The organism is Bifidobacterium sp. ESL0820 (assembly GCF_052606235.1).
The window spans coordinates 502,434-517,123 of sequence record NZ_CP199594.1; the positions used below are offsets into that span (position 1 = coordinate 502,434).

Annotated in this window: 10 protein-coding genes; 5 read left to right on the forward strand and 5 right to left on the reverse strand. The window is 65.0% G+C overall.

The window, feature by feature from the left end; all coding sequences use genetic code 11:
• Positions 1-36: 36 nt before the first annotated feature.
• From ACUIAH_RS02110 to ACUIAH_RS02120, 3 genes are read right to left on the reverse strand one after another with little or no spacing between them, the layout of a single operon-like run.
• Complete coding sequence (locus tag ACUIAH_RS02110; RefSeq protein ID WP_445341255.1) at positions 37-975, reverse strand: LysR family transcriptional regulator; 939 nt, start codon at positions 973-975, stop codon at positions 37-39.
• A gap of 24 nt (positions 976-999) precedes the next feature.
• Positions 1,000-1,782 carry a 2,3-bisphosphoglycerate-dependent phosphoglycerate mutase gene (locus ACUIAH_RS02115; protein ID WP_445341256.1) on the reverse strand — a complete coding sequence of 261 codons (783 nt, stop codon included), beginning with the start codon at positions 1,780-1,782 and terminating at the stop codon, positions 1,000-1,002.
• Between the two features lie 28 nt (positions 1,783-1,810).
• Positions 1,811-3,718: a bifunctional ADP-dependent NAD(P)H-hydrate dehydratase/NAD(P)H-hydrate epimerase gene (locus ACUIAH_RS02120; protein WP_445341257.1), complete on the reverse strand. Its 1,908-nt coding sequence runs from the start codon at positions 3,716-3,718 to the stop codon at positions 1,811-1,813.
• A gap of 136 nt (positions 3,719-3,854) precedes the next feature.
• Between ACUIAH_RS02120 and ACUIAH_RS02125 the strand changes: the two genes are divergently transcribed.
• Positions 3,855-4,544 carry an MgtC/SapB family protein gene (locus tag ACUIAH_RS02125; protein WP_024628070.1) on the forward strand — a complete coding sequence of 230 codons (690 nt, stop codon included), beginning with the start codon at positions 3,855-3,857 and terminating at the stop codon, positions 4,542-4,544.
• A gap of 21 nt (positions 4,545-4,565) precedes the next feature.
• On the opposite strand, the gene ACUIAH_RS02130 is transcribed toward ACUIAH_RS02125, so the two are convergent.
• On the reverse strand, positions 4,566-6,167 hold the full coding sequence (locus tag ACUIAH_RS02130; protein WP_445341258.1) for an ABC-F family ATP-binding cassette domain-containing protein: 1,602 nt from the start codon (positions 6,165-6,167) through the stop codon (positions 4,566-4,568).
• Between the two features lie 117 nt (positions 6,168-6,284).
• Complete coding sequence (locus ACUIAH_RS02135) at positions 6,285-7,487, reverse strand: TspO/MBR family protein (protein WP_445341259.1); 1,203 nt, start codon at positions 7,485-7,487, stop codon at positions 6,285-6,287.
• A 197-nt stretch (positions 7,488-7,684) separates the two neighbouring features.
• On the opposite strand from ACUIAH_RS02135, the gene ACUIAH_RS02140 reads away from it, so the two are divergent.
• The 4 genes from ACUIAH_RS02140 (at position 7,685) to ACUIAH_RS02155 (ending at position 14,689) form a co-directional block, all read left to right on the forward strand.
• Positions 7,685-8,287 carry a DNA-3-methyladenine glycosylase I gene (locus ACUIAH_RS02140; protein ID WP_445341260.1) on the forward strand — a complete coding sequence of 201 codons (603 nt, stop codon included), beginning with the start codon at positions 7,685-7,687 and terminating at the stop codon, positions 8,285-8,287.
• A 162-nt stretch (positions 8,288-8,449) separates the two neighbouring features.
• Positions 8,450-11,371, forward strand: coding sequence for an excinuclease ABC subunit UvrA (uvrA, locus tag ACUIAH_RS02145; RefSeq protein WP_445341525.1), 2,922 nt, complete (start codon positions 8,450-8,452; stop codon positions 11,369-11,371).
• Entirely contained in the window at positions 11,368-13,668 is a 2,301-nt protein-coding gene (gene uvrC / locus ACUIAH_RS02150; protein WP_306222203.1) for an excinuclease ABC subunit UvrC, read from the forward strand. The genes uvrA and uvrC overlap by 4 nt, the downstream gene beginning before the upstream one ends.
• 49 nt (positions 13,669-13,717) lie before the next feature.
• On the forward strand, positions 13,718-14,689 hold the full coding sequence (locus ACUIAH_RS02155; protein ID WP_445341261.1) for a shikimate dehydrogenase family protein: 972 nt from the start codon (positions 13,718-13,720) through the stop codon (positions 14,687-14,689).
• The last annotated feature ends 1 nt before the right edge of the window (position 14,690 follow it).

The following is a 14,690-nucleotide window of genomic DNA, read 5'->3' on the forward strand; positions in this document are numbered from 1 at the left end:
CTGAATTCAGCTGTTGCCTCTATGCCTGCTTTGCTGCTACTCGCCCGACTCCTGTTCGATCAGCGAGTATCCGTGGTTGGACACCACCTGGCGCAGCTTGTCCAAGTAGAGTTCGGCGGCATGGGACAGCTTGGTCCGGCTGTTGACGATCCAGCCCACCAGCATGGATTCGTCCGACTCCAGGGGGACGCTGACGATCTTCTCGTTGTTGAGGTCCTCGTTGTCGATGCCGGTGCAGACCGTGTAGGCGTTGAGCCCGACGATGAAGTTGAGCATGGTAGCCCGGTCACTCACGGTGATCTGCTTGGGGGAGTAATCGGGCCAGACCGCCTCCTCGGCGAAGTAGAAGGAACCCTCTTCGCCCTGCTCGTACTGCAGGAAGGGGTAGGGCTCCAGGTCCTTCATGGTCACCATGGCCCGATCGGCCAGGGGGTTGGTTCGTGCGATGAAGACATGCAGGTCCGCCCGGAAGAGGGGGTGGAAGTCCAGGTGCTTCTCCCGGAGCATCTTGGACAGCACCCGTTTGTTGAAGTCGGACTCGTAGATGATGCCGATTTCGGACTGGAGGGTGGCCACCTGGTCGATGATGTCCCTGGTGCGCGTCTCCCGTATGGTGAATTCGTACTCGTCGGAATCGATGGAGTTGATCATCTCCACGAAGGCTTCCACGGCGAACATGTAGTGCTGGGTGGAGACCCGGCAGAGCTGCTTGCGGGGCCTGACCTGCTTATAGCGGGCCTCCAGCAGGTCGGTCTGGTCCAGAATCTGTCGGGCGTAGGTCAGGAATTCCGCCCCGTCCACGGTCAGAGCGATCCCCTGGGAGTGGCGGGTGAAGATTTCGATGCCCAGCTCGTTCTCCAGCTCCTTGACCGATGAGCTCAGTGCCGGCTGGGAGATGTAGAGCTCGTGCGAGGCCTCGTTCATCGAGCCGCATTCGACGATCTTGACGATGTAGCGCAGTTGGAGCAGTGTCATATAAGCCAATCTATACCCAAGGCCCTATCGGCCCAGGGCCGCGGTTTCAGCCATACCCTGGTTCGCGGCCTCCTGATCCAGATAGCGACCAGGACCCTGGACCTGGGGGTTGCCGTCTTCGCCGTTCACGAAGCTGTAGACCATGGGCACGCCAGTGGGCACGTTGATGGATCTGATGTCCTTGTCGTCTACGCCTTCAAGGACCTTGATCAGGCTTCGGACCACGGACCCGTGTGTGACGACGAGGACAGTCCGGCCCTGGGCCAGGTTCGGGGCTATCCGGCTGCGCCAGTAGGGTTGCAGGCGAAGCAGCAGGTCCTTGAGGCACTCGGCTCGGATTTCGGCCGGATTCCGGCTGTCCAGCCCGTCGCGCATGGCCGGGGCATAGCGCGGATCCCCTCCCTGAAAGTATGGCGAATCGGTTGCGATGGCAGGCGGCCGAACATCGTAGGAACGCCGGTAGATGTCGAATTGCTGCTGGCCGTAGCGTTCCAGCATGGCCGGTCGCGTCTGCCCCTGGAAGGCGCCATAGTGGCGCTCGTTCAGCCTCCAGGTGCGCTCCACCGGAATCCAGGCCCGATCAACCAGATCCAGCACCGTATTGGCGGTGACGATGCTGCGGGTCAGCAGGGAGGTGAAGACCAGGTCGGGCATCAGGCCTGACTCCTTGAGCAGCTGTCCGGCATGGCGGGCCTGGTCCAGTCCGCGTTCCGTCAGGGGCACGTCCACCCAACCGGCGAAACGGTTGACCGACTTCTGAGTCCAGACGCTTTCCCCATGACGCATGACGATGAGCTGCGCGGTCATCGAATAGACTCCTTTTCTAAGGACGTGTTTAGAACCAAAGCGAGCTATTCTCGAAGAACTGAGAGGCATCGTCCCCATCCTGGGCGGATCGGTCGTTCTGGTCGGCAGTTCCCTCGGCTCTTGACATGACCAGCCCTATGGCCTTGGGCAGGGCATCGGCCACCTGCCCGGCGCGAATCGGTTGTCCCATGGGTCCTGCAACAGTCCCGTGACCATCCCGCTGGCTGTCCTGGGCTACCAGATCGGCGAAATCCTGGGGCTTGCGGGGGTCGAAGATCAGCGGCTGCTCCCAGCCGGTCTGTCTGCCGCCGCTGGCCAAAGAACCGGCCAGTCCATGCAGGAAGGCCGCAGCCGCCGTCAGATCCGCCATCAGGGTGGCATCATCCTGGATCGGTCCGGCGTTCTGGGCCAGCAGCGCTCCGATGGTGCCGGAGAGCACGTCCCCTGATCCGGCCGTGGACAGCCAGGCCGGCCCGAAGCCGGTGGTCATGACCCGGGGGCGGTCGGTGCCGTCCTCGCCGACAACCAGTGTGATGGCGCCCTTGAGCAGAATGGTGGCCCCGGTCAGCTGGCAGGCGCGGACAGCCCAGTGCAGGGGTTCGGCCATGACCTGGTCGCCGTCCACGTTCTCGCCATGCGAGTTGAGCAGGGCGGCCATCTCGCCCGCATGCGGGGTCAGGACGGTGCGTGGCCCCAGCCGGTCCGGCAGCAGGTCCAGGGCTCCGGCATCGGCGACCACCGGCGGATCGGCCGCTGCCTCGTCCTCGTCCAGATCGGCGGCCTGCCGGCTGAGTATGTCGGCAATCAGATCCCGCTGATCGTCCTGGCCTTCAGGTCCAGCGGCCTCCTGGGCCCGCCGGGTGGGCACACCCGAACCCAGCACCCAGGACTCGACCCTTCCGCGGCCTAGGACAGTCTCGGGCAGCTCCTGCAGGATCAGATCGCCCACCTGCTCGGGGCCGCAATAACGGATCATGCCCACATTGCCGCTGGCCGCCGCCCTGCTGGAGAGCAGCCCCGCGCCATGGTAAAGGGCGGATCCCGTGACCAGGCCGACCACGCCTCTGGTGTACTTGGTGTCATCCACCCGGGGTGCCCGCAGAAGTCCGGCGCAGTCCTCGGCGTTCATGCAGGAGACGCTGGGGACCAGGGCCGAGGTGTCGAAGCCGAAGTCCACCAGGACGACTCTTCCGCAGGCGTAGGCGGCCGGAGGCAGCATCAGGCAGGGCTTCATGGCTCCCATGGTCACGGTCACATCCGCCGGTATGTAGGCCCCGGGCAGGGTGCCTTCATCAATGTCCACGCCGGAGGGAGTATCCACGGCCAGCACCAGGGGCCCGTCTTGACCGGCGGGGTCGTGCCAGGCTGGCCTATCGGGCAGGCCGCCCTCCATGCCCAGTTCCGCGGCCAGAGCGGCGGGGATGCCGCGCAGCGCCCCCTTGAGGCCGATGCCCGTCATGGCATCGATGATCAGATCCGCCTGTCGGCACAGCTCCAGGGCCTGGTCCAGTTCTTCGGAGGCCTGGTCCGGGCCGGCCGGTGCCTCGCAGCCGGGGATGGCTGCCTGGGGATCCAGGGCCGTGACCACTCCGCCGGCGCGCAGGAGGGCATCCAATCCGCCCTGGTGCAGGCTCCGCCCGGTCGCCACCACCGTCACGTCGGCTCCGTGTCTGGCCAGATCGGCCGAGGCATAGAGACCGTCGCCGCCATTGTTGCCGGCCCCTGCCAGCAGGACGACCCTGGCTCCTGCCGGCTCCAGCCCGGCCTGGGTCAGCATGACGTCGGCCACGGAGGCCAAGGATCCGGCGGCGATACGCATCAGGGGCACCCCGTCATCCAAAAACGGCTGCTCCAAGGATCGGATCATGTCGGCGGTATAGGCGCTGGTGGCCAGAGTCCGGCGGGCTTCGCGGCGTTCATCTGGTGACGGCTTCATGGCATCACACCCCTCATTCAAAAGGTCCACGTGCGGCGGCGGCACGGCCGGCCACGTGCTGGCTCCACTCTATCCGATGGCCTTGTCCTGCAAGCGTTATAAGGTCTGCCTATTTACGAGGGCAGGAAGGAAATCCATGCAGGGATTCGCAATGCCGAATCAAGGGCAGATTATGGCGGTGGTCCTGACGGTGGTGCTCTGTGGCCTGATCGGCTTCGAGCGCGAGTTCCTCAAACACGACGCTGGCATCCGCACCCATATTCTGGTGGGCCTGGGCAGCTGCCTGTTCACCATGGTCTCCCTTTACGGTATCCAGGCCGCTGTGGGCAACTACTCCTGGGATGCCTCGCGAATCGCGGCCGGCGTGGCCTCGGGCATCGGCTTCATCGGGGCCGGGGTCATCTTCTTCAACCACGACTCGGTCAAGGGCTTGACCACAGCCAGCGCCATCTGGGTGGCCGCCGCCGTGGGCATGGCCTGCGGGGTCCAGCTCTTCGCCATCGCCATCCTGGCGGTCGTCTTCTACTTTCTGGCCGTCCTGGTCATCGCGCCCATCCTCAAGTGGTTCCTGCGCAACCGTCAGAACACAGTCCTGCGCATCGTATATCAGGATGGCCACGGCTGTCTGCGCGAATCCCTGCTCCTGGCCACCCGCATGGGCTTCGAATCCCGGGTGCTGACCATCCACGAGCTGCACAGGGATGCCTGGAAGGGCGCCGATGTCACCGTCAACCTGCTGGGCAAGGGGGATGTGACCGAGCTGGTGGAATCCATTGGCCAGACCCCAGGGGTCAAGGGCGTGGAGGTCCTAGGAGGGGACGACTGACCCGCTCGCTATTGCGGCTGCCTACTCTTCGGCCACCAGATCCAGGTAGTCGTCGCTCCAGAGGTCCTCATCACCGTCGGGCATGAGCAGCACCCGTTCAGGGTTGAGCGCCTTGACGGCCCCCTCGTCGTGGGTGACCAGCACGATGGCCCCCTCGTACTTGGCGATGGCCTTGAGAATCTCGTCACGTGAAGCGGGGTCCAGGTTGTTGGTGGGCTCGTCCAGCAGAAGGACGTTGGCCCGGCTAGTCACCAGGGTGGCCAAGGCCAGGCGGGTCTTCTCGCCGCCCGAAAGCACCTTGGTGGGCTTCATGGCGTCGTCCCCTGAGAAGAGGAAGGAGCCCAGGATGGTCCTCGCCTGGGTGTTGTCCAGGTCAGGGGCCACATGCTGCAGGTTCTCCAAAACGGTGACATCGTTATCCAGGGTGTCGTGCTCTTGGGCGAAGTAGCCGATCTTGGCCCCATGCCCCAGGGTCACCTTGCCCGTGTCGGGCTGTTCGATGCCGGCCAGAAGGCGCAGGGTGGTGGTCTTGCCAGCGCCGTTGTACCCCAGGATGACCACCCGGGAGCCCTTGTCGATGGCCAGGTTGATGCCGGCGAAGACGATGTTGGAGCCGTATGCCTTGGACAGGTCCACGGCCATGATGGGCGTGCGGCCGCAGGGAGCAGGATCCGGGAAGCGCAGGTCGGCCACCTTCTCGGCCTTTTCCGCCTCCTGGGTGTCGGCCAGCAGGCGCTGGGCGCGGCGCATCATGTTCTGGGCGGCCACGGCCTTGGTGGCCTTGGCATGCAGGCGTATGCCCTGCCGCATCAACCGGTCGGCCTTCTTCTCGGCCACCTCCCGTTCGCGGCGGCGGCGCTCCTCGTCCACCACCCGCTGGCGCAGGTAGGCCTTCCATCCCATGGTGTACATGTCGATGCAGGAACGCTGGGCATCCAGGTGCCAGATGCGGTTGACGGTCTCATCCAACAGCTCGGTGGAGTGGGAGATGATCAGGAAGCCGCCCTCGAACCGGCGCAGGTAGCCCTTGAGCCATTCGATGGAGTCGGCATCCAGGTGGTTGGTGGGCTCGTCCAGAATCAGTGTGTCGGCGTCGGAGAAGAGGATCCTGGCCAGCTCGACCCGTCGGCGCTGACCGCCGGAGAGGGTGCCCAGTGCCTGCTGCAGGGTCTCCTGGCTCAGCCCCAGGCTCTCGCCCATGACGATGGCCTGCGACTGGGCCGCATAGCCGCCAGCGTTCTCGAAGTCCTGCTGGGCCTTGTCGTAGCGCTTCATGGCCTTTTCCATGACCTTGGGGTCGGGACTGGTCATATCGGTCTCGGCCTTGCGCATCCGTTGGATGATGGATGCGATGTCCCTGGCGCTCATGACCCGATCCAGGGCGCTCTGCTCGGAGTCGCCCGCATGGGTGGACTGGGGCAGGTACCCCAGCTGTCCGGTCACCCGCACCTTGCCGGCCGAGGGGAGCATGTCGCCGGTGATGACCCGGGTCAGTGTGGTCTTGCCGGCGCCATTGCGGCCCACCAGGCCGATCCGGTCGCCCTTGGTCACGTGGAAGTCGGTGGCTTGCAGGAGTAGTCGGGCACCTATCCGGATCTCAAGTCCCTGCGCCTCAATAGCCATGCCGCCTCCGACCCCGCTTTCCTTATGGATTCAAATCTTGCAAGGAATCATGGTAGCAAGAAGCAAGCCCCGCCAGTGCGTCTCGGCTGACGGGGCAATGGATGGATCATGGATGGATCAGCGACGGACCAGCCTGAACTTGTCCCAGGGGAAGTAGACCAGGAAGGCGCCCACGGCGGTCAGGGCGATGACCAGCACGCCCATGGCGGCCGCGAAGGAGAAGATCCTGATGCCGATGCCCAGGCAGGCCCAGATGACCACCAGGCCGAAGACCCAGTCCTTGCCATGTCTGTTCATCAGGTAGGCGAAGGCCAGGAGGGCGCCGACCACGATGATGGTGGCGAATCCCTGAACCGCGCTGCCGACCTTGTGCCCGGCGACCACCATGTATCCGGCGTTGACCAGGGTGGCCACGCTCAGCCAGCTGGCGTATATCGACAGGGGAATCCAGTCCAGGGCCTTGGCTGCAGTGGGGGTTCCGGCCTTGGTGGCGTCCCGGCGCACCAGGGCGTAGAGCATCCAGGTCAGTACGGTCAGAATGAGGATGATGACCAGAGCCCAGAAGTTGCGCTCCATGTGCCACAGGGCCAGCCAGGCGATGTTCAGGCAGCAGGTGGCCACGAAGAGCAGCCCGCTCAGCGTGAAGGGCAGGAAACCCAGGCGTTTGCGGCTGGGACCGGCCAGGCAGAAGCGGAAGAGCCAGATGGCCAGGGCAATGTAGATGACCCCCCAGATGGCGAAGACGTAGCCGGCGGGCATGATCCACAGATCGACCTTGCGGGCCAGGCCGCCCACGGTCGTGCCATGGAAGTGGTAGACCTCCGCGTAGCCGTTGAAGCCCACCATGGCCACCCAGGCCACCCAGAGCAGGATATCTTCGAAGAGCTTCCAGCCGTGACCCTTGGAGTGTTCCTGCTCCTTCTCGGGCTGACCCTTCTTGTTCTGCTGTTCCTTTGCTTGGTGCTGTGCTTGATTTGATTCCTGTGCTGCCTTAGTGCTGCTGTTATCAGAGCGTTTCTCGCCTCTACTGGGGGTCTCATCTGCGCTGGTTTTTTCAGTCGAGGCCTTCTGCGTCGAATCACCAGACTGCTTGGCTGAGGCACTTGAAGACGATGAACCTGAACTAGACGAATTTGAAGCCGAAGAATTTGAAGTCGACGCACCGGAAGATGCTGAACTCTCATTCCTCGAACTCCGGGCTGCCGATGACGAGCCCGAGGTTGATTGGTTGCCCTGCATGGCAGGGGAGGTGCGCTTGGCCCTCTCGACCGGGTCCTCATCGTCGGTCCAGAGTCTGCGCGGATTGTCCTTGTCAGTCATGGCACATGCTTCCTCTCCTTGCCGGCCGCAACCGTACTGCCGCCATGGGGATGACCCCGGGCATGGGCCGACCGGCCTCTGCTTCAACTTTAAAGCGGCACGCCTGGCTCAGTGGTATTGACCACCCGGTCTGGGTGACCGCGGGTGCTAGCCTGAAGCCAAATCCTGAAGCCAAATACTGCAGAGGGGAGCGTGAAGTGGCCGAACCTGTATATCGATGCGACTGGGCTCGGGTGGATGATCCGCTCATGCGCAGCTACCACGACCATGAGTGGGGCCGCCCCCTGCACGGCTCCCAGAGGCTCTTCGCCATGCTCTCCCTGGAGATATTCCAGTGCGGGCTCAGCTGGCAGCTGGTCCTGCATCGCCGCCAGGCTCTCTTCAAGGATTTCGACAACTTCGATATTCAAGCGGTCGCGGCCTTCGATGACGACCGAATCAACTCTCTCATGGCTGACCCGGCCATCATCCGCAATCGGCGGAAAATCGAAGCCACGGTCGCCAATGCCGCCCTGATTGCCCGCCGATTTCCCGGGGAGGCATTCGACCGCTACTGCTGGTCCTTCACCGGCGGGCTGACCATCAACCACGACTACCCGGACGATCCGTCCATACCGCGCTACGACCACCTGTCGGCCATCGTCTGCAAGGACATGCGCGACCTGGGCCTGCGCTTCCTGGGGCCGGTGACGGTCCATTCATTTCTTCAGGCGGCCGGCATGATCAACGACCATCAGCACGACTGCTTCCTCAACGGCTGCGGCCGTCCGCCCCTGGATCCGCCCGCCCCGGCCATCTAAGCCGTCATCGAACACCTGTTCGAATTATTCGGCCCCGGCGATAGTATGGTCAGGCTTTGGCCTCAGCCTTGGCCATGGGTCTTCAGGGAAGCGGATGGGAAGCACGTGAAGCAGCAGAACAAGCTTAAGTCGACAGTGGACGCGGCCATCGAGAACCCGCGCATGATCGAATCCAAGGGGTCCCTGGTGGCGGACCTGTCCACGGTGCCCAACGACCGCAAAATCGTCATCCAGGGCGCCCGGGCCCACAACCTCAAGAACGTCAACCTGTCCATACCCCGCAACCGGATGGTGGTCTTCACCGGCCTGTCGGGCTCCGGCAAGTCCTCCCTGGCATTCGACACCCTCTTCGCCGAGGGCCAGCGCCGCTACGTGGAGTCCCTCTCCGCCTATGCCCGCCAGTTCCTGGGCCAGATGGACAAGCCCGACGTGGACTTCATCGAGGGCCTGAGCCCGGCCGTCTCCATCGACCAGAAGACCACCAACCGCAACCCCCGTTCCACCGTGGGCACCATCACCGAGGTCTACGACTACCTGCGCCTGCTCTTCGCCAGGACAGGCATTCCCCACTGCCCGGTCTGCGGGGCCGAGGTGCGGGCCCAGTCGCCGCAGCAGATCGTCGACACCCTCATGTCCAGGCCGGAGGGGACCCGTTTCCAGCTGCTGGCCCCCATCGTCAAGGGCCGCAAGGGCGAGTTCGTTGAGACCCTGGAGCTCCTGCGCTCCGACGGCTACTCCCGGGCCATCATCGACGGGGACATGCACCAGCTGTCCGACTCCATCAAGCTGACCAAGCAGAAGAAGCACACCATCGAGGTGGTGGTGGACCGGCTGGTCATCCGCGAGGGCATGCGCCAGCGCTTGACCGACTCTGTGGAGACCGCACTGAGGCTGGCCAAGGGCACGGTGGTGGCCGACTTCGTGGATCTGGATGCCAAGGATCCCGAGCGCCGCCAGCCCTTCTCCGAAAAGCGTTCCTGCCCCAACGGCCACGAGCTGGAGCTGGACGAGATCGAGCCCCGGACCTTCTCCTTCAACGCCCCCTACGGAGCCTGCCCGGCCTGCACCGGCCTGGGATTCAACCTGGAGATCGACCCCGAGCTCGTGGTGCCCGACCCGGAGAAGAGCCTCAAGGACGGGGCTGTGGAACCCTGGAGCGGCACCAAGAGCCAGCAGCGCTTCTACGGCCACCTGCTGGACGGCCTGGCCAAGGAGATGGGCTTCTCCACCTCGACCCCCTGGAAGGACCTGCCCGAGGATGTCCGCCATGCCGTCATGTACGGGCACGACTTCAAGGTGGACGTCTCCTACCGGAACCGCTGGGGCCGCCTGCGCGAGTACACCACCGGGTTCGAGGGCGTGGTCCGCACCCTGATGCGCCGCCACGACGAGACCGACTCGCAGCCCATGAAGCAGTACTACGAGTCCTATATGCGCGAGGTGCCCTGCCAGGTCTGCCAGGGCAAGCGCCTGAAGCCCGAGGTCCTGGCCGTGACCGTGGACGGCCTGTCCATCGCCCAGGTCTGCGACATGGCCATTTCCGCCAGCCTGAAGTGGATTGAGGGCCTGCACATGGAGGGCGCCCAGGCCAAGATCGCCGGGGAGGTCCTCAAGGAGATCCGTGCCCGTCTGCGCTTCCTCAACGACGTGGGCCTGAACTACCTGACCCTGTCCCGGGCGGCGGCCACCCTTTCCGGCGGCGAGGCCCAGCGCATCCGCCTGGCCACCCAGATCGGCTCGGGCCTGGTGGGCGTCATGTACGTGCTGGACGAGCCCTCCATCGGCCTGCACCAGCGGGACAACGACCGGCTTATCAAAACACTGCAGCGGCTGCGCGACCTGGGCAACACCCTGATTGTGGTCGAGCACGACGAGGACACCATCCGCCAGGCCGACTGGCTGGTCGACATCGGCCCGGGAGCCGGCGAGCATGGCGGGGAGGTCATCTTCTCCGGGCGCTCGCAGGACCTGGTCAAGGCCTCGCGTTCAATCACAGCAGACTACATCGCCGGACGCCGTTCCATCGAGGTGCCCAAGCGCCGTCGAAAGACCAGCAAGACCCGTCAGCTGACCGTGGTGGGGGCTCGCGAGAACAACCTGAAGAATCTCAAGGTCTCCTTCCCGCTGGGGGTCATGACCCTGGTCACCGGCGTCTCCGGCTCCGGCAAGTCCACCCTGGTCAACTCCATCCTCTATCCGGTGCTGGCCGACCAGCTCAACAACGCCCGCATCGTGCCCGGCAAGCACACCCGGGTGGAGGGCGTGGACCAGGTGCGCAAGGTCATCCACGTGGACCAGAACCCCATCGGCCGCACCCCGCGCTCCAACCCGGCCACCTACACCGGCGTCTGGGACAAGATCCGCCAGCTCTTCGCCAAGACCCCCGAGGCCCAGGTGCGCGGCTACGGTCCAGGCCGCTTCTCCTTCAACGTCAAGGGCGGCCGCTGCGAGACCTGCCACGGTGACGGAACCATCAAGATCGAGATGAACTTCCTGCCCGACGTCTACGTGCAGTGCGAGACCTGCCATGGCAAGCGCTACAACAGGGAGACCCTGGAGGTCACCTACAACGGCAAGACCGTCTCGGACGTGCTGGACATGCCCATCGAGGAGGCCGCCCGCTTCTTCAAGGCCTATCCCTCCATCGCACGCTACCTGGACACCCTGGTGGACGTGGGCCTGGGGTACATCCGCCTGGGCCAGCCGGCGCCCACCCTGTCCGGAGGGGAGTCCCAGCGGGTCAAGCTGGCCACCGAGCTGCAGCGGCGCTCCGACGGCAAGACCGTCTACATCCTGGACGAGCCCACCACGGGCCTGCACTTCGAGGACGTGCGCAAGCTGCTCAAGGTCCTGCACGGCTTGGTCGACAAGGGCAACACGGTCATCGTCATCGAGCACAACCTGGATGTGATCAAGACAGCCGACTGGATCATCGACCTGGGACCGGAGGGCGGCGACGGCGGCGGCACCGTGGTGGCCCAGGGCACCCCGGAGCAGGTGGCCGCCAACCCGGACAGCTGGACCGGCAAGTACTTGAAGCCCATGCTTGATCCCGCCAAGGTAGCCAAGGCCACACGATCATGACCCGCAGCTGCTTCGAGCGGCACACGCCGCAGGTATGGCGACGCACCGCCCAAGCCCTGGAGGAGGAGTCCGCCACCGGCGCCACGACCGGCGTCAACAAGAACGGCGCGCCCCTGCTGGGAGACAGCCGGGACCTCTTCCGCCCCAAGACCTCCGACATCCCCGCCCAGCCGGGGGTCTACAAGTGGCGGGACGGCGACGGCCGGGTCATCTACGTGGGCAAGGCCAAGAACCTGCGCAACCGTCTGACCAACTACTTCCAGCCCTTGGAGAACTTGCACCCGCGCACCCAGACCATGGTGCTGACGGCCCGGAGCCTGGAGTGGACCGTGGTGGGCACCGACCTGGAGTCCCTGACCCTTGAATACACCTGGATCAAGGAGTTCGATCCGCACTTCAACGTCAAGCTGCGCGACGACAAGACCTACCCCTACCTGGCCGTCTCCGTGGGCGAGGAGTTCCCCCGGGTGTGGATGACCCGCGTGCGCAAGCGGCACGACACCCGCTACTTCGGCCCCTACGCCAAGGTCTGGGACATGAAGCACACCCTGGACGCCCTGCTCAAGACCTATCCGGTGCGCACCTGCACCCCCGGCGTCTTCCGCAAGGCCAAGCTCAGCGGCCGCCCCTGCCTGCTGGCCTCCATCGGCAAGTGCTCAGCCCCCTGTGTGGGCCGGATCAGCGCCAGCGACCACCGGCGTCTGTGCACGGAGCTGACCGGGGTCATCACCGGCAGGCTGGGCAAGAGCTACCGGGCCGGGCTGACCAGGAGCATGCAGAAGGCCAGCAAGGAGCTGGACTTCGAGAAGGCCGCCCGTCTGCGCGACCAGATCGCCATGCTGGACACGGTCATCGAGCAGAATGCCGTGGCCTTCGCCTCCAACGTGGATGTGGACGTCTTCGGCGTGGCCTCTGACGAACTGGAGGCCTCGGTCCATGCCTTCTTCGTGCGCTCGGGCGCCATTCGCGGCGAACGCAACTGGAGCGTGGAGCGGGTCGAGGACGTCTCCGACAGCGAGCTGATCAGCGACCTCTTGGTGCAGGTCTACTCGGATCTGATGAATGAGAACGACAGCGAGCTGCACAAGCTGCCTGGGGATTCCGAGACCCAGGTCTCCATCAGCCAGGACAGGGATGCCATGGGCTCCACCCAGAGGGTCACGGCCCTGGATGCCGAGGCCCGGGCCAAGGCCACCAGGAGCCGACACCAGCATCAGGATCAGACCGGACGCGCCGACCTGCTGGCCCCCATCTCCCCGGTGCCTCCCGAGGTCATCGTCCCCATTCAGCCCGACCGGACCGGCGACCTGCAGGAGTGGCTGCGGGGGCTGCGCGGGTCCTCAGTGACCATCCGGGTGGCCAGCCGGGGTGAGAAGAAGTCCCTGATGGACCGGGCCAACGCCAACGCCCGCCAGGCCCTGCAGCGCAGCAAGCTCAGCCGCATGAGCGACATGGGCACCCGCACCCAGGCCATGAACGACGTGGCCAAGGCTTTGGGTCTTGACCGCGCCCCGCTGCGCATCGAGTGCTACGACATCTCCAACACCGTGGGCGGCCAGTTCCAGGTGGCCTCCATGGTGGTCTTCGAGGACGCGGTCCCCAAGAAGTCCGAGTACCGCCGGTTCGCCATCCGAGGCGAGGATGGCAAGGGCGCTGTGGACGACATGAGCGCCATCTACGAGACCCTGACCAGGCGCTTCCGCCACGGCAACATCGCAGGCGACAGCGGCGACAGCATGGAGGCCGAGCGAAAGGCCAACGACAAGGCACCCGAACTGGTGGAGCAGGAGGAGGGGGCCATTGTCCAGCAGAACACCGCCGCCCGCCACTTCGCCTACAAGCCCAACCTGATCGTGGTCGATGGCGGCAAGCCCCAGGTGACCGCCGCCGCCCGGGCCCTGCACGACTGCGGGGTGGACGATGTGGCCCTGTGCGGGCTGGCCAAGCGCCTGGAGGAGGTCTGGGTGCCCGACGACGACTATCCCATCATCCTCAAGCGCCAGTCCGAGGGCATGTACCTGCTGCAGCGGGTGCGCGACGAGTCCCACCGTTTCGCCATCACCTACCACCGGCAGACCCGGCGCAAGGGTGCCCTCCGGTCGGCCCTGGACGAGATTCCGGGCATCGGCCCCGCCTACCAGAAGAAGCTGCTCAATCACTTCGGGTCGGTCAAGCGCATGCGCCAGGCATCCCAGGAGGAGCTGGAGGCCGTCAAGGGCATCGGCTCAGCCAAGGCCGAGGCCATCTACCAGGCCCTGCACAGCGACCAGGATCAGGCCGGGGACAGCCAGCGATAAAATGGCTCAGAAGGCTGGCAGAGGGCCATGCCCTTATCTTGATTGGTGCGTGATTGCAGATATGAATGGGGCTGATCGTCGTTGTGCCGTCCTGGGCGACCCCATCAGCCATTCCCTTTCGCCACTTTTGCATAGATCAGCCTATGCCGCGCTTGGCCTGGACGGCTGGCGTTACGACCGTGTGCGCATGGACGCTGACGGCCTGGCGGACTTTATCCACGGCCTTGACCCGTCCTGGGCCGGTCTCAGCCTGACCATGCCCTTGAAGAGTGCCGTCGGACCCTTGGGCGATTTTCGTGACTGCTGGTCCAGCACCCTGGGCGTGGCCAACACAGCAGTCTTTGCACAGGGCGGCCCAGCCAGGGGCCTGTCCCTGTACAACACCGACGTGGAGGGGATCGTGGCCGCCCTTCTGGAGGCTGCCGACCGCTGCCGGGCCGACGACGACCCTGACGATCTGGCCGCCCTGCTTAAGGCAGCCGGTCAGGGTCGGCAGGACCGGCTTCCCGACCAACCGTATGGGGGAGCGCAGGCCCTGGTCATCGGCAACGGGAACACCGCCGAGTCCGCTTTCTGTGCCTTGAAGGTGCTGGGGGTCGAGCGTGCGGACCTGCTGGTCCGCAACCCGGAGCACTGTGACCACATGCTGGACCTTTCCTCTCGATTGGGTCTGCCTGAACCAAACGTGACTGCCATGGACCGGGCTGAGGCAGCTGAAAGAGCATTGACCAAGGCTGATATTGTCGTCTCCACCCTGCCTTCGGGTGCAGCCGACCCCCTGGCCGATTTGTTCAATACGGCTGATGGCGGCAGTCGCATGAGCCCGGTCCTGCTGGATGTGGCCTATGACCCCCGGCCCACCCCGCTCATGAGGGCCTTCTGCCGTCGGCCGGGCGCACGGGCCATCAGCGGTGAACGCATGCTGCTTTATCAAGCCGTGCGTCAGGTGGCGCTGATGACCGACCGACCCTTGGCCGCTGTACCGGTGGCCGCCATGGACCAAGCCTTGAGGGAGGCATGAC

Bases quoted from the DNA above. Each gene is read 5' to 3' on its own strand.
- ACUIAH_RS02110 (WP_445341255.1), bottom strand. From the start codon at position 975: ATGACACTGCTCCAACTGCGCTACATCGTCAAGATCGTCGAATGCGGC.
- ACUIAH_RS02125 (WP_024628070.1), top strand. From the start codon at position 3,855: ATGCAGGGATTCGCAATGCCGAATCAAGGGCAGATTATGGCGGTGGTC.
- ACUIAH_RS02130 (WP_445341258.1), bottom strand. From the start codon at position 6,167: ATGGCTATTGAGGCGCAGGGACTTGAGATCCGGATAGGTGCCCGACTA.
- ACUIAH_RS02135 (WP_445341259.1), bottom strand. From the start codon at position 7,487: ATGACTGACAAGGACAATCCGCGCAGACTCTGGACCGACGATGAGGAC.
- uvrA (WP_445341525.1), top strand. From the start codon at position 8,450: ATGATCGAATCCAAGGGGTCCCTGGTGGCGGACCTGTCCACGGTGCCC.
- uvrC (WP_306222203.1), top strand. From the start codon at position 11,368: ATGACCCGCAGCTGCTTCGAGCGGCACACGCCGCAGGTATGGCGACGC.
- ACUIAH_RS02120 (WP_445341257.1), bottom strand. From the start codon at position 3,718: ATGAAGCCGTCACCAGATGAACGCCGCGAAGCCCGCCGGACTCTGGCC.
- ACUIAH_RS02115 (WP_445341256.1), bottom strand. From the start codon at position 1,782: ATGACCGCGCAGCTCATCGTCATGCGTCATGGGGAAAGCGTCTGGACT.